Source organism: Arthrobacter sp. 05L417 (genome assembly GCF_056397865.1).
In genome coordinates, this window is sequence record NZ_JBFTOG010000028.1 from 31965 (window position 1) to 51884 (window position 19920).

Here is a 19920-nt window from a genome sequence, read left to right on the forward strand (position 1 = left end):
TCCACCAACTGAAGGAAGTCATGCCCACCCCGCATGCAACGCGCACCGCTATGCCCGAAACCACCCCGGCAGGGACGATTCCGCCAACCCCGCGCCACGTCCCCCTCGCGGAACAGACCCGCGACGGCCTGGTCGAGAGCGTCCACTACGGCTCCCTGATCGCCGTCGGGCCTGACGGTGAAACCCTCCTCGAAGCGGGCGAGCCCGACGCCGCGTTCTACCCGCGGTCCTCCCTCAAACCGCTGCAGGCGGTCGCCATGGTCCGCGCGGGGCTCAAGCTTCCGGAGAACCTCCTCGCCCTCACCGCTGCAAGCCACTCCGGCGCCACTATGCACCTTGACGGTGCCGCACGCATCCTCGAAATGCACGGCCTGGACAAAAGCGCGTTGGAAAACAGCACCGACCTCCCTTATGGCACCGCCGAGCGTGAAGAATGGCTCCGCGCCGGCGGCAAGCCCACCCAACTCGCACAGAACTGTTCCGGCAAGCACGCGTCCATGGCCGCCACGTGCGTGATCAACGGCTGGCCTGTCCAGGGCTACCTGCATCCCGAACATCCCCTGCAGGTGCTCGTGAAGGACACCATTACCGAACTCACGGGCGAAGACTCAGCGGCCATCAGCACGGACGGTTGCGGCACCCCGCTCTTTGCCCACAGCCTGCACGGCATGGCGCGGGCCTATGGCCGCATGGCGGCGGCGGACAACACGCAAGCAGAAGGCCAAGTAGCCCACGCGATGCGCGCTTTCCCCGAGATGGTGGCCGGCGAGGGTCGCGACGTCACAGCGATCATGCGCACGATTCCAGGGCTGCTTGCCAAGGACGGCTTCGAAGGCCTCCAGCTCATCGGCCTGCGGAACGGCACCGGCGTCGCCATCAAGATCTCCGACGGCGGCGATCGAGCCCGCATGCCCGTCACCGTCCGCGTCCTTGAGGAACTAGGGCTCGACGGCGGCCAGCTCGCCACGCTTGCCAGCGCGCCTGTGTTGGGCGGCGGCCACCCTGTTGGCGTGCTCCGTGCCGCGAACTTCCTCGCATCCAACTGACTTCGACTGAGTCCAACTGACGCAGCCAAACAAGCACAAAAGACCTAAGGACAGCAATGACATCTGCCGTGCCCACCACGACAATTCCACGGTTCCGCTCGGAACACGATCTCCTCGGTGACCGCGACGTCCCTGCTGATGCCTACTGGGGCGTGCACACGCTGCGTGCCATCGAGAACTTCCCCATCACCGGCCACCCCTTGGCCAGCAACGCCAACCTCGTCAAAGGCCTCGCCGCAGTCAAGCTCGCCGCCGCCCGCACCAACCGCGAGCTCGGCCTCCTGGACGACGAACGGGCGGACGCGATCGAGCAGGCTTGCCAGGACATCTTGGACGGCAAGCTTCACGAGCAGTTCATGGTGGACGTTATCCAGGGCGGCGCCGGCACCAGCTCCAACATGAACGCCAACGAGGTCATTGCCAACCGGGCCCTTGAAATCCTTGGCCACCCCAAGGGCGACTACGCCAGGCTGCACCCGAACGACCACGTCAACCTGAGCCAGTCCACCAACGATGTCTACCCCACCGCCGTCAACCTGGCCACCATTTTCTCGGTCCAGGGCCTTCTGGAGGCTCTTCAGGAACTCCAGGTCGCCTTCGCGGAGAAGGGCCAGGAATTCCGCGCGGTGGTCAAGATGGGCCGCACGCAGTTGCAGGACGCCGTCCCCATGACCCTCGGCCAGGAATTCGGTGGCTACGCAGTGACCGTGGGCGAGGACCGGGCGCGACTGGCCGAGTCCCAGCTGCTTATACACGAGATCAACCTCGGCGCCACCGCCATCGGGACCGGCCTGAACGCCCCCGTTGGATACGCCGCAGCAGCCTGCAGGCACTTGGCCGAGATCACCGGCTTGCCCCTCGTCACCTCGGTGGACCTCATCGAGGCCACCCAGGACGTAGGCGCGTTCGTCCACCTCTCCGGCGTGCTCAAGCGCGTCGCCGTCAAGCTTTCCAAGATTTGCAACGATCTCCGCTTGCTGTCCTCCGGACCGCGTGCGGGACTGGGCGAGATCAACCTCCCGGCTGTGCAGTCGGGATCGTCCATCATGCCAGGCAAGATCAATCCGGTGATCCCGGAAGTGGTCAGCCAAGTGGCCTATGAAGTCATCGGCAACGATGTCACAGTCACCATGGCAGCCGAAGCCGGACAGCTCCAGCTGAACGCCTTCGAACCGATTATCGTCCACAGCCTCCACAAGAGCATCTCCCACCTGGAAGCCGCGTGCCGCACACTCACGTCGCGCTGTATCCGGGGCATCACCGCGAATACCGAACACCTGCGCCTCACGGTAGAGCAGTCGATCGGACTCGTCACGGCACTCAATCCGCACATTGGCTACGCCTCCGCCACTGCCATTGCCCAAGAAGCGCTGGCAAGCGGCAAGGGCGTCGCCGAGCTCGTTCTCGAACACGGCTTGCTGACCTCGGAGCAGCTCGATGAGCTCCTCCGCCCCGAACGCCTGGCCAACCTCAGCAATTAAGCTGAGCCGCCCAGAGCGTCCGACGACGGCGGCACCCACCAGCCGCCGTCGGGCCTGAGCGCGCGAAGAAACAGGCCGGACGGCAAGATCCGGACCCCCAACAGGACACCCCTAAGGATTCCCATGACCAATGCACCCATCACGGACCACACGGTCCCTCCGCAGGCGCACTCCACTGAAAAGCTCCTCCACGCCGAGGACAAGGGCTATCACAAGAGCCTGAAGCCGCGTCAGATCCAGATGATCGCAATCGGCGGCGCCATCGGCACCGGCCTGTTCCTGGGTGCCGGCGGCCGCCTCAACGCTGCGGGCCCTTCCCTCGTCATCGCGTATGCGGTCTGCGGCTTCTTTGCCTTCCTGATCCTGCGCGCCCTCGGCGAACTCGTGCTGCACCGCCCGTCGTCGGGCTCCTTCGTCTCCTACGCCCGCGAGTTCTTCGGCGAGAAGGCTGCGTTTGTCTCCGGCTGGTTCTACTGGATCAACTGGGCAACCACCACCATCGTGGACACCACGGCCGCGGCCCTCTACATGAACTTCTTCGGCAAATACGTCCCTTGGATCGGCGTCGTCCCGCAATGGGCCTGGGCACTGATCGCGCTTCTGGTGGTGCTTGGCCTGAACCTGGTCTCGGTCAAGGTCTTCGGTGAAATGGAGTTCTACTTCGCGCTCATCAAGGTGGCCGCGCTGGTGGCCTTCCTGTTCGTCGGTACCTACTTCGTCGTCTTCGGCACGCCGGTACCGGGCCAGGAAGTCGGCTTCAGCCTCCTCACGGACCACGGCGGAATCTTCCCCAACGGGATCCTGCCCATGATCATCCTCATGCAGGGTGTGCTGTTCGCCTATGCCTCGATTGAGCTCGTGGGTACCGCAGCGGGCGAAACGGAGAACCCCGAGAAGATCATGCCCAAGGCCATCAATTCCGTGGTCTTCCGCATCGCCGTCTTCTACGTCGGTTCCGTCATCCTGTTGGCGCTGCTGCTGCCGTACACCTCCTATGTCAAGGGTGTCAGCCCGTTTGTGACCTTCTTCGGGCACATCGGCGTGCAGGGCGTAGACGTGATCATGAACCTCGTGGTCCTCACGGCTGCCCTGTCCTCCCTGAACGCCGGCCTGTACTCCACCGGCCGCATCCTGCGCTCCATGTCCGTGGCCGGATCCGCTCCAAAGTTCGCCCAGCGCATGAACAAAGCCGGCGTCCCCTACGGCGGCATCGCCATCACGGCCGGCGTCTCCCTGCTCGGTGTCCCGCTGAACTACCTCGTACCGTCCGACGCCTTCGAGATCGTCCTCAACGTCGCCTCCGTGGGCATCATCGTCACGTGGGCCACGATCGTCTTGTGCCAGATGCAGCTCAAGCGCTGGGCGGACAAAGGCTGGCTGAAACGTCCATCCTTCCGGATGTTCGGCGCCCCGTACACCGGCTACCTCTCGTTGCTGTTCCTCGCGGGTGTGCTGGTAATGGTGTTCATCGACTCTCCACTCACCATGCTGGTCACGGCCATCGCCTGTGCGCTCATCGTGGTTGGTTGGTACATGTGCCGCAAGCAAATCCACGAGATCGCTGCGGCCCGGGACGGTTACACCGGCAGCTCCCCCGTGATCGCCAACCTGCCGGTTGCCGGAGCCGAGGACAAGATCTAGGCCCTGCAGTACTGCCCAACTGACTCGCATTTGTTGTCGTTATGAGACCTCTAAACGACAACAAATGCGAGTCAGTTGGGTGCCAGACATCGGATCATTCGCCGTTAGGATGTAGCCATGGCTGTCACAGATGAAGCGATCGGCAAGATCAAGGACATGCTGATCCGCGGCGAACTCAAGGCCGGGGACCGCCTCCCGCCGGAGAAGGAACTGAGTGAACGGCTCGGCCTCTCGCGAAGCTCCTTGCGCGAGGCCGTCAAAGCCCTCGAGCTCATCCGTGTCCTGGACGTCCGGCGTGGGGACGGCACCTACGTCACGAGCCTTGACGCCAAGTTGCTCAACGAAGCCGTGGCGTTCGTCGTTGATCTGCATCAGGACCGTTCCATCCTGGAACTCTTTGAGGTCCGACGGATCCTTGAGCCCGCCACCGCATTCATCGCCACAGGCAAGATCACTCCCACGGCACTCACGGAGCTGCGCGCCACGATGGACGGGATCGACGAGAACACCGACGTCGAGGAACTCGTTGCCCACGACCTCGAATTCCACGGGATCATCACCCAGGCCGCCGGCAACGACTACCTCGCCGGCCTGCTCGAAGCCCTCTCCAGCAGCACCGTCCGGGCACGCATTTGGCGCGGGTTGACCCAGGAAAAGGCCGTGGCGCATACCCTCGCCGAGCACAAGGCCATCGCGGACGCCTTGGAACGCGGCGACGCCGAGCTGGTCCGGGCGCTCGTCACGGTCCACATCAGCGGCGTCGAAAGCTGGTTGCGCCAGGCGCTCTAGCTGGCGTCCATGCTTCGTTTCTGAAGCCCATACGTCCGCACGGCGGTCCCTTCAAGGAACTCCCTGCGCTCGGCCAAAGTGAGCTCCGCGGCCAGTTCGAGCAGCCCCTCGAGAGTGCGTCCGTATGGCGCACCCAAGGTACTGACAGGCCAATCGCCACCGAACATGAGCCGTCCAGGACCGAAAGCCTCCAGGGCCTCGTCCCAGAGTGGGCGCAAGGCCTCGGCCGTATAGGGGACGCCCGGCAAGTGCAGGCCTGACACCTTGGCCACAGTGTTGGGCAGCTCGGCCAAGGCCCGGAATTCCGTTCGCCACAAGTCCATCGCCGCAGCGTCGGCCAACGGCGGCTTCCCGAGATGGTCCAGGACAACCGTCAGCTCCGGCAGTTCCCTCGCAAGCCGGACCGCACCCCCGAGGTGCCTCGGAAAGGCGTCCGGGACGTCGAACGCCAATCCGTGGCCAGCGAGCATACGCAAGGAATCGCGGACCACGGGCAATTCGAGGAAGTCGTCCCGCGGATCGTCGTGGACCAAGTGCCGGACACCCCGGAACGCAGGATTCCGGAGGAACCGTTCCAGTTCTTTCTCCGCCTCGGCCGGCTTTTCGAGGGGAATCCAGCCCACGACGCCGAGTACCCAGGAGTTGCGGTCGGCGACGGCGAGCATGAACTCAGTGTCCGCAACGGTGTCGTCAGCCTGGACGAGCACCGCTCCCCTGACTCCGGCCGCGTCCAAGGTTTCCTGGGCCTCAGCCTCGCGGTAACTGCGGAAGAGTCCGCCATGCTGCGGGCCAAGCCACGAATAAGCCCCCGGCCCGAGCTCCCACAGATGCAGGTGGGAATCAATCACCCCGGCACACCTGCCAAAGCCGCCCACAGCTCTTCGGGCACGTCCTCACGCATCCTCGCAGCATTGGTGGACACTTGCTCCGGGGTGCTCGCCCCCACCGTCACGTTCACGACGGCGGGATGCCGCAGGCTGAACTGGAGTGCCGCCGTCGGGAGCTCCACCCCGAAGTCCCGGCACACGCCGGCGAGCGCCCGGGCACGCTCCACCAGCGCCCGCGGGGCACGCGCATAGTTGTAATGCGCGTCCTCGGGTACTTCGGGTCGCGCCAGCAGGCCGGAGTTGAACACGCCCACGTTCACGACGCCGGTACCGCGCGCCACACAGCGGTCCAGGAAGGGAACGCCGGGCTGCTCGAGCAAGGTGTAACGGCCGGCGAGCATCACCAGATCCAGATCCGCCGCTTCGACGCATTCGAGGGCGGCTTCCGCCGAGTTGGTCCCGACGCCGATCGCCTTCACCACGCCGTCCGCACGCAGCTTTTCCAAGGCCGGCAGCGCTTCGCCGATTCCCCTGGCAAGATCGTGGACATCAGGATCGTGCAGGTAGGCGATGTCCACGTGGTCCAGGCCGAGACGTTCAAGCGATTCCTCGATGCTCCGCCGGATCCCTGCTTCTGAGAAGTCCCATTGGCGTTTGCTCGTCGCCGGGACGTCGAAGCCTTCGTCGTCTTTCGCGTTGGTCCCGGCAGTGTTGGGCACCAAGAGCCGGCCTACTTTGGTAGACACGGTGAATTCACCGCGCGGCTTGTCTCCAAGCACGGCACCGAGCCTTCGCTCGGACAGCCCCAAGCCGTAGTGCGGGGCGGTGTCGAAGTAGCGGACCCCGGAGTCCCAGGCGGCCGTTACGGTGGCGGCGGCCCGGGAGTCCGGCATGGCACGGTACAGGTTGCCGATGCCAGCGGCGCCGAAGCCGAGCTTGCCCAGTTGCTCGGTCCACGTTGTCCCGCTCATTCCAGCTCCCATACCAACTCGATACCCGAGTCGTTGCCCGAATAGTCATCCTGGACTTCGAGCAGCTCCGCCATGCGGGCTTGCCACGGAACATTGGCGGGGTGGTCCGCGAGCGCCCGGCGCATGGCCCGGTAGTCCGCCACCTCAACAAGATGGAAGAGATCCTGGCCGCTGCGCCAAATCCTCCAATTGCCCACGCCGGCCTCTTTCAGGGCAGCGACGAGTTCGGCAGGGATCCCCGCATGGGCATCCGCATAGTCCTGCTCGGCACCCGGTTTGAGCCGGGTGTGAAGAGCGATGGTTTCCGGCACGCTATACCCCGGGCTTCAGGAAGAGTTCGACGACGGGCACCGCCACGTCCGGTCGCTGGACAGGCAGCTTCAGTGTCAGGGTACCTGCTGGCTGTCCTCCAGGGGTGGTGTTGATTGCTTCCCGGTCCGGGGCGATCTCCAGCATGGCGACTTCGGAAGCGTCGTTGAGCAGTTGGGCGTATTCCACCTTGCCGGCGAGTTCGGGGAGGTGGACGTATTCGAACGGCCACGCGAACAAGTGGACGTAGAGGCGGTCACCGCGGCGCGTATACCGGGTGTCGGCTGGCGGGGTCCAGGCCGCAGGGCCGGCCCCGTAGATGGCCCGGGCGTGCAGTTTCATCCAGTCGCCGATGCCGCGGAGGGACTCCACGGCCCGGGGATCGAAATTTCCGCGGCCAGTGGGGCCGACGTTGAGGAGCAGGTTTCCGTCCTTGGACACTCCATCCACAAGCATGCGCACCAGCAGGTCCACGGACTTGTAGTCCAGGTTGTCCCGGTCATAGCCCCAGCTGCCGTTCAGGGTCTGGCACGCCTCCCAAGGCACCTCGACGCCGTCCACCACCATAGGCCCGGAAGGCTGGTACTGCTCGGGCGTGGCGAAGTCGCCGGGAATGTCCAGGCGATCGTTGACGATGATGCCCGGCTGAAGTTCCCGGACCATCTTCAGGAGTTCCACTGAACCCCACGCCTCGCGGCCTTTGCCGCCCCAAATGTCCTTGTGGTCCTCGCTGGTGTAGGAGAAGTCGAAGAAGAGGTAGTCGATCTGGCCGTAGTTGCTCAGCAGTTCTCGCACCTGGCCATGGAGGTATTCGCGGTAGCGGGCCATATCGCGGCCCTCGTTGAGCTTTTCGGCCTCGGGATTGTCGCGTTCGGGGTGGAACCCGTCGATGGTGAAATCCGGGTGGTGCCAGTCAATAAGTGAATGGTAGAAACCCACCTTCAGGCCGAATTCCCGCAATGCCTCAACGTACTGGGCCACCAGGTCCTGGCCGGACGGAGTCTTGGTGGATTTGTAGTCAGTAAGGGCGGAATCCCACAGGCAGAAGCCCTCGTGGTGCTTGGTGGTCAGCACGACGTACTTCATCCCGGCGTCCTTCGCAGCACGGGCCCATTCCCGCGGATCATAGAGATCCGGGTTGAAGTGCTGGAAGTACTTTTCATATTCCTCGGCAGGAATGCGTTCGCGGTTCATGACCCACTCGTGCCGGGCCGGCAGGGCGTACAAGCCCCAGTGGACGAACATGCCGAACCGGGACTCCGTAAACCAAGGTGCTTGGGCGATCATTGGTAGTTACTCCTTCAAGGTTGTTGCGGGTCTTTGGGTTGTTGAGTGTTGTGCGGCCTTGGAGGTAACGCTTCAGCGGCCGCCAAAGCCGCTCGTGACGATGCCTTTGACGAGGTGTTTCTGCAGGAGGATCAGCAGCAGAAGGGTGGGAGCCATTGAGATCACGGAGGCGGCCATGACCAGGTGCCACTGATTGCCCTGTTGGCCGAAGAACATCTGGAGCCCCAGCGGGATGGTGCCGAGGTTGTTGACGTCGTTGATCACTACCAATGGCCAGAGGAACGAGTTCCAGTAGCTGATGAAGCTGAAGACCGCCAGGACGGCCATGGTGGGCCTAGCCAGTGGAAGCATGACCAACAGGAAGGTCCTCAGGGTTCCCGCGCCGTCCACCCTGGCCGCGTCGTCGAGTTCTTGGGGTACGCCAAGGAAGAACTGCCGGAGCAGGAAGGCACCGAATGCCGTGAACGCCCAGGGCACAATGAGCGCCTGGAAGGTGTTCACCCAGCCCACCTTCTGCATCATGACGAACATCGGGACAATCAGGACTTCTTGGGGGATCATCAGCGTTGCGAGGAACACCATGAAAACCAGGTTCCGTCCCCGCCAGCGCTGCCGGGAGAAGGCGTAGCCGGAGAAAGCGGAAACCACCAGGGTGAGTGCCGTTCCAGCGGCCGAAACCAAGAGTCCGTTGCCCATGAAGCGCAGGAACGGCATGTAGTTCAGGGCCTCCTGGTAGTTCTGCCACCGGAATTCCGAGCCGAACAACTTCGGCGGGGCGCTGAAGATCTCAGCAGGGGGTTTGAACGATGTCGCAAACATGTAGATGAGCGGCGACAGGAAGAGCAGCGCGATAAGGCAAAGGATCACGTATCCGATGGCGGGCCGGATCCTCGTGGTCCATCGTCTTCCGGGCGCTCCGGAGCCACGGGGACGGGCTGTGAGAGGGCGTATCCGGCTGGTTGTCTCAAGCATCGTAGTGGACCCACTTCTTTTGTCCGAGGAACTGGACTGCCGTCACGCCGAGGATGATGACGAACAGGATCCAAGCAGCCGCGGATGCCAGGCCGAGCTGGTGGAACTGGAAACCCTGGTTGTAGATATAGAGGACGATCGTCGAGGTGGCCGAACCCGGCCCTCCCTTGGTGAGGATGAACGGCTGGGCGAAGACCTGGAACGAGGTAATGAGGGTCATCATCGTGCCAAAGAAGATGGACGGCGAAATGAGCTTGAGCTTGATGCGCCAGAAGATGGTCCAGGCGTGGGCGCCATCGATTGCGGCCGCTTCGGTGAGGTTCTCAGGAACTGCGTCCAAGGCGGCGGAGAACACCAGCATGTTGTAGCCGAACCCCTGCCACACGCTCATGACGACAATGGCCATCATTGCCCAGTGTTCGTCTCCGAGGAAGTTCGGCGCTGAAATTCCCGTGGCGCTTTGCAGGGTGCCGTCGATGAATCCACCGGGTTGGTACAGCATCCTCCAGACGACGACGTTGGCCACCACCGGGGTGATCGAAGGAATGAAGAAGATGACCCGGAAGATGTGGCGCCCCTTGATGCGCGGAGTCAACCACGCGGCAAGGCCGAGGGAAACAACCAGGTTCAGGGGCACATAGAGGACCACGAAGAGCACGGTGTTCCCGACAACCTGCCCGAAGATCGGATCGCTGAACAGCTTCTCGTAGTTGCCCAGGCCGAGGAAACTCGGGGTTCCCAGGAGCGGCCAGCGGAAGAAGCTGATGACGAGGGAAACAACGATCGGCAGCAGCGTGAAGATCGCGAGACCGAGGCCATGCGGCAGGGCAAAGGCCGGTCCCCACATTGTCCTCCGGCCGAGCTGTGCATCCGTCTCGGCCTTCGCCTTCCCACTGGCGGTGGCAGCCGTTACTTCAGGAAGCGGCGCCTTTGCGGGCTTGAGTAGTGTCATTTCTCATTCCTTTGCGAAGAGTGCGTGCCTGCCCGGCTGTTGCTCGGGCACTGCCAGGCAGGCATCACACTGATCATCGGGGCAGCTGGGCCGCAATGTCTTTCATGACATCCGCTGCGCTCTGCTGTCCATTGATGGATTTGACGAGGTACTGGTTGAAAAGCTGGCCCAGTTGGTCGCTGTTGGTGTTGCTTGGCATCGGCACTGCCGTGGCCTCGGCGCTCTTAAGGGTCTCCGCGACTCCGGGAATGCCCGCGTTGTCAATCCACTTTGTCTGCTGGGCGGTGCGTGCGGCCAGTGCGCGCCCGGCTGCCGCCAGATTCCCCAGGACCTTGTCGCCGGTCATTTCCTTGAGGGCGGCAAAGGCCTTGTCCGGAGTAGCGCATTGCTTGGAGATGCCCCAGCCGGAGCCGGCGCTGAACGTCTTCCCGCCGCCAGGGCCGGCGGGAAGGGTGGTGACGCCGACTTTGAACTTCGCTTTGGCCTTGACGTCCAGCAGGGACCACGGACCGTCGATACTCATCGCGGTATTGCCGGCCATGTATTCATTGGCGCTGAATGCCGTGTCGCCGCCGGGCAGTTCGGGGGAGACCTTCTCCTTGCTTGTCAGGTCGGAAACCCACTGGAGTCCCTTGGCGAAGGTCGGATCGCTCGCGTCCATGGTGCCGTCTTCCTTCAAGACGCGTCCGCCGTTGTAGGCGAGGACTTGCGATTCAACGAAGAGATCGGCCGTGTTCGGTGCGATCGCATGTTTGCCGTTGGCCGTCAGCTTCTTCGCGGCTGCCACGAACTCGTCGGCCGTCCAGCCCGCCTTCGGGACCGGCACGCCCGCGGCGTCGAACATGTCCTTGTTGTAGAACATCATCACCGGGCCCACGTCATACGGCAGGGCGTACAGATTGTTGTCGGCGCTGAGCCCCTTGATCATGGAGGAGTCGAAGGCGCTCAAATCCAGGTTGTTCTTTTTCACCAGGTCATCGAGCGGCAGCATGCCATCCTTGAGCTGCGCTGTCCGCAGGCTCTGGACCGCCACCAGGCACGGGGCTGTGTTCGAGCTGAGCTGGGTGCTCATCTTGGTGAAGTAGTCCTGGAAGGTAGAACCCTGCAGGGTGATCTTCACATCGCCCAACGTGTTGCTGACGTCATCGGCAACTTTCTCCCAGTTCTTCTGGTCTTCCGTGCCGCCGACCCACATGGCCCACGTCATGGCGGTCTTGCCGTCTGCGGTACTGCCGGACGAGCTGCCCCCGCAGCCTGTGAGTCCAATGAGGCCCAGTGCCAAGGCACCTGCCACCAACGCTTCTTTGCGCATATCTTTCACCACGTGCTTTCAGTAGGGAACTGTGCTTTCGAGGAATTTCGATAATGGTTATTGCTGGGGAGTCAAAGGAGGGGATCCCGCGGCCCACACAGGGCCATCGGGAAAGCCGTAGCCGGCCAACGTGCCGCCGACCATTTCACTGCCGGCACCTGGTGCCGACGGCGGCCAGTACGAGCCGTCGTGGACATCCACCGGAGTGACAAAGTGCTCGTGCAGATGGTCGACGAACTCAATCATCCGACCATTCTTGTCGGCGGATACCGCCACGAAATCGAACATCGACAAGTGTTGGACGGCCTCGCAGAGGCCAACTCCACCTGCATGTGGGCAGACGCGGACGCCGAACTTCGCCGCGAGCAGGAGGATGGCGATGTTCTCGTTCACTCCCGCCACCCTCGCCGCATCCAGTTGCAAGACCTGCAGGGATCCGGCCTGCAGCATCTGCTTGAACATCACGCGATTTTGGACATGCTCACCCGTGGCCACGGGGATCGGCGCCACGCCCCGGGCAATCGCGGCATGGCCGAGGACATCATCCGGACTGGTGGGTTCCTCAATCCAGGCAATGTCATAGGGAGCCAAATGCGCCATCCAGTCAATCGCTTCCTGGACGTCCCAGCGTTGGTTCGCATCCACGGCGATCTTGATGTCCGGCCCCACCGTATCGCGGGCCGTGCGGACGCGCCTGATGTCGTCGTCCAGCGAGGCCCCCACCTTGAGCTTGATCTGCCCGAAACCGTCCGCAACGGCTTCCTTGGCCAGACGCACGAGTTTGTCGTCGCTGTAACCCAACCAGCCCGGCGTCGTGGTGTATGCGGGGTATCCCTCCGCGAGAAGCGCTAACCTGCGGGCGGCGCGCCCCGGCTCCGCCGTCCGCAATATTCCCAGCGCCTCTTCGGGTGTGAGGGCATCGCTGAGGTACCGGAAGTCCACGAGTGCCACGATCTCCTCGGGGTTCATCCCGGAGAGCAGCTCCCAGAGAGGTAGCCCGGCCCGCTTGGCTTTGAGGTCCCAGAGGGCGTTCACGACGGCGCCGATCGCCATGTGCATCACGCCCTTTTCGGGGCCGAGCCAGCGGAGTTGGGAATCGTGGGCCAGGAGCTTCCAGGTGCCGCCCATGTCGCCGAGCAACTCCTCGACGTTGCGGCCCAGGATGTGGTGGCGGAGGGCCTCGATCGCCACGGCTTCCACCTCATTGCCGCGCCCGATGGTGAAGACGAAACCGTGGCCCTCGTGACCGTCAGCGGCATCGGTCTTGATCACCAAATATGCCGCCGAATAGTCCGGATCCGGATTCATGGCATCCGATCCGTCCAGTTCCTGGGAGGTGGGAAAGCGGATATCGAAGGTATCCACTGCGGTGATGACGCTCATTGTGCTCCTTGCTTGGCAGCAGGTAGTTTGCTGGGAAGAGCGTAAACATCCGATGTCTGCATTGTCAATGGGTCACATTTCCGTATTATGGAGAGCAACAGCAGACTAGAGCTCGGATGTAAGAGCCAGAGCACGGAGGAATGCATGAACATGAAATTCGCCCGGCTGGGCGCTGCCGGAAATGAAAAGCCGGTTGTCATCGCCCAAGACGCCAACGGCACCGAAAAGTACTTCAGCCTTGACCCGCTGACGAAGGACATCAACGGAGAGTTCCTCGCCGCGGACGGCATCGCACGCACCCAAGAAGCCCTTGCAGCAGGCATTTTGCCCGAGATTCCAGCCGAGGGACTCCGGATCGGTTCACCCATCGCCCGGCCCGGAAACGTCGTCTGCATCGGCCTCAACTACACCGCGCACGCAGCCGAATCCGGAGCAACGCCCCCGGAATCACCCGTGGTGTTCCTGAAACCCAGCAACACGGTCAGTGGACCGTTCGACGCCGCGCCCATCCCGCCGTTGTCCGAAAAGTACGACTGGGAGGTGGAACTCGGAATCGTCATCGGCCGTGAAGCGTCATACCTTTCAGGCACCGACGAGGCCGCAGACTGCATCGCGGGCTACGTCGTCGCCAACGACCTCTCCGAACGCGACTACCAACTGCCCGGCGCCGCTGGCCAGTGGACCAAGGGCAAGTCCCTTCCGCAGTCCACTCCCCTGGGCCCGTGGCTGGTTCCAGCAGACCAGCTCGACGCCGGACACCTCGCGTTGCGCACCTGGGTCAACGGCGAGATCCGCCAGTCCTCGGACACCTCGGACATGATCTTCGACGCGCTTACCGTGGTCCACCACCTCAGCCAGTACATGGTCCTGGAGCCCGGCGACGTGATCCTCACGGGCACTCCCGAAGGCGTGGCGCTCTCCGGCCGTTTCCCGTACATTCAGCCCGGCGACGTGGTGGAGCTTGAGGTAGAGGGGCTCGGCCGTCAGCGGCAGGAGTTCTACAGGACCCGCTCTGGTTCGCTTGCAGCAGTAGGCACAGACAAGGCAACGCGGTGAGCACCGAGTTCGAGGGCCTCGTAGCGCTGGTCACCGGCGGGGCGTCGGGCATCGGCGCGGCTATCGCGGACCGGCTCGCCGCAGGCGGGGCGCAGGTCGCGGTGCTCGACCTCAACCCGTCCGGGACCCCGCACTTCGGCGTCGAATGCAACGTGGCCGACGACGCCTCGGTGCGTGCCGCCGTCGACACTGTCGCCCGGAAGTTCGGCCGCCTTGACGTGGTGGTCAACAACGCGGGGATCGGCGCCCAAGGTGATATTTCGGCGAACGACGACGACGAATGGCACCGTGTGCTGGACATCAACGTGGTGGGCATCGCCCGCGTCAGCCGTGCGGCCCTCCCGTATTTGCGCGAATCGCCGGCGGCCGCGATCGTCAACACGTGTTCCATCGCCGCGACCGCCGGGCTACCGCAAAGGGCCTTGTATTCGGCGTCGAAGGGCGCCGTATTGTCCCTGACTCTGGCCATGGCGGCCGACCATGTTCGCGAAGGGATCCGCGTCAACTGTGTCAACCCGGGCACGGTGGACACGCCGTGGGTGGGCAGGCTACTGGATTCCTCCGCCGACCCCGCCGCCGAACGCGCCGCGCTCAACGCCCGCCAGCCACACGGCCGCCTGGTGGAGGCCGCAGAGGTGGCGGGCGCCGTCGCCTACCTCGCGAGCCCGCTGTCCGGCTCGACGTCGGGCACGTCGCTGGCGATCGACGGCGGGATGCAGGGGCTGCGGTTGCGCCCGGTGGGGTAGCCGCGTAACGCAACGCCCGCGCAACCCCTCTCCACGGCCGGTTCGCCTATGCTCAACACCAGGCAATCGATGGCGATCCACCAAGGAGCAGGGCATGAGCAATTGGCGCATCAGGGACTTCCACTCGTCTGACATGGACGGCATCCTGCACCTTTGGGAGTCGCTCAAAGCGGACAATGTCGAGCCGGTCTATGCGCTCTCCGAGGTCCTCGCGTCGTGCGAGAAAGACCACGCCGTGGTGGCGGTGCAGGGCGAGCAGGTGGTGGGTGCCGCCGTCGGACGCGCGGCCCATGACCAAGGCTGGATCGTTTTCCTGGCCACTCTGCCAGAGTTCCGTGGCCGCGGGATCGGCACCTCGCTGCTGGCCGCCGTCGAGAACCGGATGACTCCGCACGGCCTCAACAAGCTCTCGGCGCTCATGCCGGAGTCCGAGACCCGTGTCGAAGCGTTCCTGGGCCGCGGCTTCCTGCTCAAGCAGAACCTGCACTACTTCGAGCGGACCATTCCGGTGCAGCGCCAGGAACTCGAGCCGTTGAGCCAGCTCGGCGGCCGCATTCTAGCCCGTGACCTGTGGGAAAACGTCGCCGGCATGCGCCGCGAAAAGGAACTGCTGGAACGACGCCTGGTCCTTCCCCTCGCTGAGGCCGATCTCGCCGATGAGTTCGGCGTGGTGCCGCCTCGCGCCGTCGTGCTCTTCGGCCCGCCTGGGACGGGCAAGACGACGTTCGCCAAGGCGATCGCGTCCCGGCTCGAGTGGCCGTTCGTGGAGGTCTTCCCCTCCCGCCTGGCCTCTGATCCCAAGGGCCTGGCCGGGGCGCTGCGCGAGACGTTCCTGGAAATCGCCGAACTCGAGCACGCGGTTGTGTTCATCGACGAGGTGGAGGAAATCGCGTCCCAGCGGTCGGGCGAGCCTCCGTCGCCTCTGCAGGGCGTCACCAACGAGCTCCTCAAGATCATCCCGGCTTTCCGCGAACAGCCGGGCCGCTTGCTGGTTTGCGCCACCAACTTCATCCGGGCCCTGGACACCGCCTTCCTGCGCCACGGCCGCTTCGACTACGTCATCCCCATCGGCCTGCCCGACGTCCATGCCCGCGAGGCCATGTGGCAGCGCTTCATCCCGGCCAGCGTGGTGGACTCGGTGGACGTGGCGCTGTTGGTTTCCCGGACGGAGGGCTTCTCCCCCGCGGACATTGAGTACGCGGCACGCAGCGCCTCACAGCGTGCTTTGGAAAAAGCCGTCTACACGTCCGGCGCTCCCGACGCCTCCGCCGGGGGCGCCGCACCGGCGTCGAATGCCCGCAAGGGACCGGTCACGCAGGACTACCTCGACGCCATCGCCGATACCCGCACTACCGTCAGCGACGAAGTCCACCAGGACTTCCTCGAAGACATCGACGTACTAGGCCGCGTTTAGAGCAACGCGGGGTCACTTACGGCCCATGTTCGGCCCCGGGATGGGCGCTAAGTGACCCCGCGTTGGAAAAGGAGGAACCGTGAACCTGTTTCTGACAATCCTGAGCGGGGTCGCCTGGACGACGGTCTACATTTGCGCGATCCGGATCGGGTTTCGCGACAAGACATATGCCATCCCGGCGGCGGCGCTGGGCCTGAACTTCGCGTGGGAGGTCATCTACTCGGTACATTCGCTCAGCACGAGGCTCTCCGTGCAGGGCGTCATCAACATTGCCTGGGCGTTGGCCGACGTCGCGATTGTCTACACGTTCTTCGCGTTCGGCAGGCGGGAACTTCCCGGATTTGTCACGCGGCCCCTGTTCATCGGATGGGCGGTTCTGCTGGGCCTGGCCTCGTTCGCTGTGCAGTGGCTCTTCATCACCGAGTTCGATTGGGATCCCGCATCCCGGTACGCGGCTTTTCTGCAGAATCTCCTGATGTCCGGGCTATTCATTGCCATGTTCGCGGCCCGGCGGGGCTTGCGAGGCCAATCCATGGTGATCGCCGTGGCGAAATGGATCGGAACCCTCGCGCCCACCATCACCTTCGGGGTCCTCGAGAATTCACTGTTCATCCTGGGCATCGGCGTCCTCTGCAGCATTTTCGACCTGAGCTATATCGGGCTGCTGTTATGGGCGAAGAGAAACCCGGGCGCCCTCTCGCGGGATCGGGACTCGGGGGGCCTCCCGGCGGTACCCTGAACCATGTCCATGAATCCATTGCGCCATGCACTGTCGCGCATGGGCGGGCGCGATCCCTTGGAGCTGAATCGCACAGCCACGCCCTTGGAACTCTTCTTTGATTTGACGTTCGTTATCGCCTTTGGGGTTGCCGGCAGCCAGTTCGCGCATGAGCTGGCCGAGGCCCGTTTCGGCTCCGGGTTGATGGGCTTCACCTTCGCAATGTTCGCCGTCATGTGGGCCTGGATCAATTTCTCGTGGTTTGCCAGCGCCTACGACACTGACGACTGGGTGTTCCGCGTTGTCACCATGGTGCAGATGGTGGGTGTACTCATCCTTGCCATGGGCATCGAACCGATGTTCCAATCCCTCGATGAGGGCCACCGCGTGGACAACTCCACCATGGTGCTGGGCTACATCATCATGCGGTTGGCGTTGGTGTTCCAGTGGCTGCGCGCCGCGAAGCAGGATCCGGAGCGCCGAAGCGCTTGCCTCACCTACGCGAAGTTCCTGGTGGTGGCGCAGATCGGCTGGGTGGTGGTGCTGATTGTCCACGCCGACATCCTGACGAATTTCCTCATGGCCGTCCCGCTTTTCCTGCTGGAAATGGCGACGCCGACAATCGCCGAGCGCAAAGCCAAGACACCGTGGCACGCACACCACATCGCGGAACGCTACGGACTTCTGGCCATCATCGCCCTGGGCGAGTGTTTGATTGGAGCCATTGAATCCCTTCGGGCGATCGTGGCCCTTCATGGCTGGTCCGTTGACGCCGCCCTCGTTGGCCTCGGCGGTACGGGGCTGGCCTTTGGAATGTGGTGGATCTACTTCATCCTTCCGTCCGGCCACGCCCTGCATCACCAGCGGCACCGGGCATTCGCCTTCGGATACGGCCACATGTTCATCTTCGGGTCGATCGCAGCCACCGGCGGCGGACTTCACGTCGCGGCCCTCTTCATCGATCATTCTGCCCACATCAGCGCCACCATTGTAGTGGCCACCATCGCCGTACCCGTGGCCCTGTTCAAGGTAGCCCTGAGTTCGCTGTACGGCTACCTGTTGGGTTTCGACCGCGCACTCCTCGGAGTCACGGCTCTCGTGGTCGTGTTGCTCTGCGGCAGTGTGGGCTTGGCCGCCCTGGACGTCTCTGTTCCTGTCTGCATGATGGTGATTGTGGCGGCGTTGGCTATCTCGATCGTGATCGACGAACGGCGCGGGACCGCACGCCGGGAAGCAGCCCTGGAAAGGCTGAGGGCACACCCGGCCACCTAGGCGAATTCGTGGGTCTGGGCTCGGGACCGCTGTACCGGCGGCACGCAGCGGACGGCCCGCACGCACGATGTCGCGGCGGGCTCACCGGCACGAACGTACCGATTCCCTGCCGCCAATCCTTGATTCGCCTCCCAAGTAAGCGGAAAATGATGAAACCGGCACGAACGTACCGGACACGCACAACGCGGATGCCCACAGAACACAACGAAGGATGGACATGTCCCCCTGGGAATTTACCGAGTCCCTCGGAGCCAAGGTACGTGCCCGCCGCGTTTCCCTCAGCCTGAGCCAGTCCGACCTCGCAGACCTCGCAGGAGTCTCGGAACGATTCGTCCGCTTCGTGGAGCAGGGGAAGACCACGGTCCAATTGGAGCCACTCCTCGCGGTCCTCGGCACACTGGGCCTTGAGCTCAAAGTGCAACCCGCGGGCAAGCAATCCAGCCAGTCATGACCTTCCACCGCATCGCCGACGTTTACAAGCAGGGCGTCCTGGCGGCGCGCATCGAGCGGCATGAAGGCGGCACCAAGTTCAGCTACTTGCCGCGGTACCTCGAATCAGGCGGTCCGGCCGTTGCCACTACGCTCCCATTGACAAATGAAGCAGTGTTCACCCCGAGCGGCGCGGTTCCGCCCTACTTCACGGGTCTCCTCCCGGAAGGCCGCCGCCTGAATTCCCTGCGCCGGGCGGTCAAGGCCAGCGCCGACGACGAGCTCGCGCTCCTCATGGGCGCGGGCGGGGACGCCGTGGGCGATGTCCAGACGGTCCCCCACGGCGAGCCGCCCACGGAAGGAGGCTCCGCCGTCGTGCTCGACTCGAAGCTGCCGCTCGACTTCGACGCTCTGCTCGGCGATTCGGGCCTTATCGATCCTGTGGCGTTGGCGGGTGTGCAGGACAAGTTGTCGGCCGGGATGATTTCGCTTCCGGTGGCGCAAGCGGGCAAGCGCTTCATCCTCAAACTCAATGCGCCCGAGTTCCCGTTCGTGGTGGAAAACGAGTTCCTCATGTTCCGTTTTGCGCGCAAGCTCCGGATCCCGGTGAGTAGCGTGCAGTTGGTGCACGACGTCGGCGGGCGAGCCGGGCTGCTCGTCGAGCGTTTCGATCGCCTCACCGGAGCCGACGGCACTCCCGTGCGTCTCGCCGTCGAGGACGGCGCCCAAGTGTTGGGACTCTATCCTGCGGACAAGTACAGCGTGCCGTTCGGCGAGGTTTGCGCGGCTTTGGCGGCGCATTGTTCCGCGCCGCTGCCGGCCTTGCGGAACCTGGCCATCCAACTGGCTTTCGCTTGGCTCAGCGGCAACGGCGACCTCCACGCGAAAAACGTGTCCATGCTTCAGTCGCAGGCAGGGGTTCAGTCGCCGCAGGGCGAGTACACCATCGCCCCGGTCTACGACATCCCCTCCACGGTGGTCTATGGGGACAAGACGCTCGCGCTCGGAATCGGCGGCAAGAAGAGCGGAATCTCCCGAAAGCACTTCCTTGCCTGGGCCGGGAAGCTCGGACTGACGGAGCGCGCAGCGGAGGGAGTTTTGGGACTCGCGCTCAAGGCTTCGGGACCGCTCATCGCAGAGCTCGACGCCGGCGCCTCGCCTTTCGGGGCGGTGCAGACAAGGGACTGGATCAAGGAGCTAAAGCATCGGCGAAGGCTGATGGGCGGGTAACTTTCCCTGCACCAGGGGTCAAAGCGGCAGTTGAACTATCGCTTATTGCGTACCCGTTAACACCAGCCCGATCGTGGCATAAAGT

The 19920-nt window shown here is 63.8% G+C and carries 19 protein-coding genes; 11 read left to right on the forward strand and 8 right to left on the reverse strand.

The window, feature by feature from the left end:
* Positions 1-20 precede the first annotated feature (20 nt).
* The 4 genes from AC1DJW_RS18175 (at position 21) to AC1DJW_RS18190 (ending at position 4957) form a co-directional block, all read left to right on the forward strand.
* Positions 21-1046 carry an asparaginase gene (locus tag AC1DJW_RS18175; protein WP_476902104.1) on the forward strand — a complete coding sequence of 342 codons (1026 nt, stop codon included), beginning with the start codon at positions 21-23 and terminating at the stop codon, positions 1044-1046.
* 56 nt (positions 1047-1102) lie between these two features.
* Entirely contained in the window at positions 1103-2527 is a 1425-nt protein-coding gene (gene aspA, locus AC1DJW_RS18180; RefSeq protein ID WP_284755762.1) for an aspartate ammonia-lyase, read from the forward strand.
* 123 nt (positions 2528-2650) lie between these two features.
* Positions 2651-4168 carry an amino acid permease gene (locus tag AC1DJW_RS18185; protein WP_390282760.1) on the forward strand — a complete coding sequence of 506 codons (1518 nt, stop codon included), beginning with the start codon at positions 2651-2653 and terminating at the stop codon, positions 4166-4168.
* A 117-nt stretch (positions 4169-4285) separates the two neighbouring features.
* A complete protein-coding gene (locus tag AC1DJW_RS18190) occupies positions 4286-4957 on the forward strand; it encodes a FadR/GntR family transcriptional regulator (protein WP_284755765.1) in 672 nt (223 codons plus the stop codon).
* Here the strand turns inward: AC1DJW_RS18190 and AC1DJW_RS18195 are convergent.
* The 8 genes from AC1DJW_RS18195 to AC1DJW_RS18230 all read right to left on the reverse strand — a co-directional run bounded on the left by AC1DJW_RS18195 (position 4954) and on the right by AC1DJW_RS18230 (position 12970).
* A complete protein-coding gene (locus tag AC1DJW_RS18195; protein WP_284755767.1) occupies positions 4954-5805 on the reverse strand; it encodes an amidohydrolase family protein in 852 nt (283 codons plus the stop codon). The genes AC1DJW_RS18190 and AC1DJW_RS18195 overlap by 4 nt on opposite strands.
* Positions 5802-6755 carry an aldo/keto reductase gene (locus tag AC1DJW_RS18200; protein ID WP_476902094.1) on the reverse strand — a complete coding sequence of 318 codons (954 nt, stop codon included), beginning with the start codon at positions 6753-6755 and terminating at the stop codon, positions 5802-5804. Before AC1DJW_RS18200 ends, AC1DJW_RS18195 begins: the two co-directional genes overlap by 4 nt.
* Entirely contained in the window at positions 6752-7066 is a 315-nt protein-coding gene (locus tag AC1DJW_RS18205; protein WP_284755769.1) for an L-rhamnose mutarotase, read from the reverse strand. The genes AC1DJW_RS18200 and AC1DJW_RS18205 overlap by 4 nt, the downstream gene beginning before the upstream one ends.
* Position 7067: 1 nt before the next feature.
* Complete coding sequence (locus AC1DJW_RS18210) at positions 7068-8351, reverse strand: alpha-L-fucosidase (protein WP_284755771.1); 1284 nt, start codon at positions 8349-8351, stop codon at positions 7068-7070.
* A gap of 72 nt (positions 8352-8423) precedes the next feature.
* A complete protein-coding gene (locus tag AC1DJW_RS18215) occupies positions 8424-9323 on the reverse strand; it encodes a carbohydrate ABC transporter permease (protein WP_476902095.1) in 900 nt (299 codons plus the stop codon).
* Positions 9316-10275: a carbohydrate ABC transporter permease gene (locus tag AC1DJW_RS18220; protein WP_476902096.1), complete on the reverse strand. Its 960-nt coding sequence runs from the start codon at positions 10273-10275 to the stop codon at positions 9316-9318. Before AC1DJW_RS18220 ends, AC1DJW_RS18215 begins: the two co-directional genes overlap by 8 nt.
* 73 nt (positions 10276-10348) lie before the next feature.
* The gene (locus AC1DJW_RS18225; protein WP_476902097.1) at positions 10349-11587 is read right to left on the reverse strand and encodes an ABC transporter substrate-binding protein; all 1239 of its coding nucleotides are present in this window, start codon (positions 11585-11587) and stop codon (positions 10349-10351) included.
* A 57-nt stretch (positions 11588-11644) separates the two neighbouring features.
* Positions 11645-12970 (reverse strand): L-fuconate dehydratase, encoded by a 1326-nt coding sequence (locus tag AC1DJW_RS18230; RefSeq protein WP_284755775.1) that lies wholly within the window; start codon positions 12968-12970, stop codon positions 11645-11647.
* 144 nt (positions 12971-13114) lie between these two features.
* On the opposite strand from AC1DJW_RS18230, the gene AC1DJW_RS18235 reads away from it, so the two are divergent.
* From AC1DJW_RS18235 to AC1DJW_RS18265, 7 genes are all read left to right on the forward strand, one after another.
* Complete coding sequence (locus tag AC1DJW_RS18235) at positions 13115-14026, forward strand: fumarylacetoacetate hydrolase family protein (RefSeq protein ID WP_476902098.1); 912 nt, start codon at positions 13115-13117, stop codon at positions 14024-14026.
* A complete protein-coding gene (locus tag AC1DJW_RS18240; RefSeq protein WP_284755777.1) occupies positions 14023-14772 on the forward strand; it encodes an SDR family NAD(P)-dependent oxidoreductase in 750 nt (249 codons plus the stop codon). Before AC1DJW_RS18235 ends, AC1DJW_RS18240 begins: the two co-directional genes overlap by 4 nt.
* A 94-nt stretch (positions 14773-14866) precedes the next feature.
* Positions 14867-16186 carry an ATP-binding protein gene (locus AC1DJW_RS18245; protein ID WP_284755778.1) on the forward strand — a complete coding sequence of 440 codons (1320 nt, stop codon included), beginning with the start codon at positions 14867-14869 and terminating at the stop codon, positions 16184-16186.
* Between the two features lie 79 nt (positions 16187-16265).
* On the forward strand, positions 16266-16925 hold the full coding sequence (locus AC1DJW_RS18250; protein WP_284755779.1) for a transmembrane-type terpene cyclase: 660 nt from the start codon (positions 16266-16268) through the stop codon (positions 16923-16925).
* A 3-nt stretch (positions 16926-16928) separates the two neighbouring features.
* Positions 16929-18176 carry a low temperature requirement protein A gene (locus AC1DJW_RS18255; protein ID WP_476902099.1) on the forward strand — a complete coding sequence of 416 codons (1248 nt, stop codon included), beginning with the start codon at positions 16929-16931 and terminating at the stop codon, positions 18174-18176.
* Between the two features lie 217 nt (positions 18177-18393).
* Positions 18394-18627 carry a helix-turn-helix transcriptional regulator gene (locus AC1DJW_RS18260; RefSeq protein ID WP_390282772.1) on the forward strand — a complete coding sequence of 78 codons (234 nt, stop codon included), beginning with the start codon at positions 18394-18396 and terminating at the stop codon, positions 18625-18627.
* On the forward strand, positions 18624-19835 hold the full coding sequence (locus AC1DJW_RS18265; protein ID WP_390282773.1) for a type II toxin-antitoxin system HipA family toxin: 1212 nt from the start codon (positions 18624-18626) through the stop codon (positions 19833-19835). The genes AC1DJW_RS18260 and AC1DJW_RS18265 overlap by 4 nt, the downstream gene beginning before the upstream one ends.
* Positions 19836-19920: the final 85 nt, after the last annotated feature.

Coding starts and splice junctions, on each gene's coding strand:
- AC1DJW_RS18225 (WP_476902097.1), bottom strand. CDS start 11,587: ATGCGCAAAGAAGCGTTGGTGGCAGGTGCCTTGGCACTGGGCCTCATT.
- AC1DJW_RS18265 (WP_390282773.1), top strand. CDS start 18,624: ATGACCTTCCACCGCATCGCCGACGTTTACAAGCAGGGCGTCCTGGCG.
- AC1DJW_RS18215 (WP_476902095.1), bottom strand. CDS start 9,323: ATGCTTGAGACAACCAGCCGGATACGCCCTCTCACAGCCCGTCCCCGT.
- AC1DJW_RS18220 (WP_476902096.1), bottom strand. CDS start 10,275: ATGACACTACTCAAGCCCGCAAAGGCGCCGCTTCCTGAAGTAACGGCT.
- AC1DJW_RS18245 (WP_284755778.1), top strand. CDS start 14,867: ATGAGCAATTGGCGCATCAGGGACTTCCACTCGTCTGACATGGACGGC.
- AC1DJW_RS18260 (WP_390282772.1), top strand. CDS start 18,394: ATGTCCCCCTGGGAATTTACCGAGTCCCTCGGAGCCAAGGTACGTGCC.
- AC1DJW_RS18185 (WP_390282760.1), top strand. CDS start 2,651: ATGACCAATGCACCCATCACGGACCACACGGTCCCTCCGCAGGCGCAC.
- AC1DJW_RS18175 (WP_476902104.1), top strand. CDS start 21: ATGCCCACCCCGCATGCAACGCGCACCGCTATGCCCGAAACCACCCCG.
- AC1DJW_RS18255 (WP_476902099.1), top strand. CDS start 16,929: ATGTCCATGAATCCATTGCGCCATGCACTGTCGCGCATGGGCGGGCGC.
- AC1DJW_RS18200 (WP_476902094.1), bottom strand. CDS start 6,755: ATGAGCGGGACAACGTGGACCGAGCAACTGGGCAAGCTCGGCTTCGGC.
- AC1DJW_RS18235 (WP_476902098.1), top strand. CDS start 13,115: ATGAACATGAAATTCGCCCGGCTGGGCGCTGCCGGAAATGAAAAGCCG.
- AC1DJW_RS18210 (WP_284755771.1), bottom strand. CDS start 8,351: ATGATCGCCCAAGCACCTTGGTTTACGGAGTCCCGGTTCGGCATGTTC.
- aspA (WP_284755762.1), top strand. CDS start 1,103: ATGACATCTGCCGTGCCCACCACGACAATTCCACGGTTCCGCTCGGAA.
- AC1DJW_RS18230 (WP_284755775.1), bottom strand. CDS start 12,970: ATGAGCGTCATCACCGCAGTGGATACCTTCGATATCCGCTTTCCCACC.
- AC1DJW_RS18190 (WP_284755765.1), top strand. CDS start 4,286: ATGGCTGTCACAGATGAAGCGATCGGCAAGATCAAGGACATGCTGATC.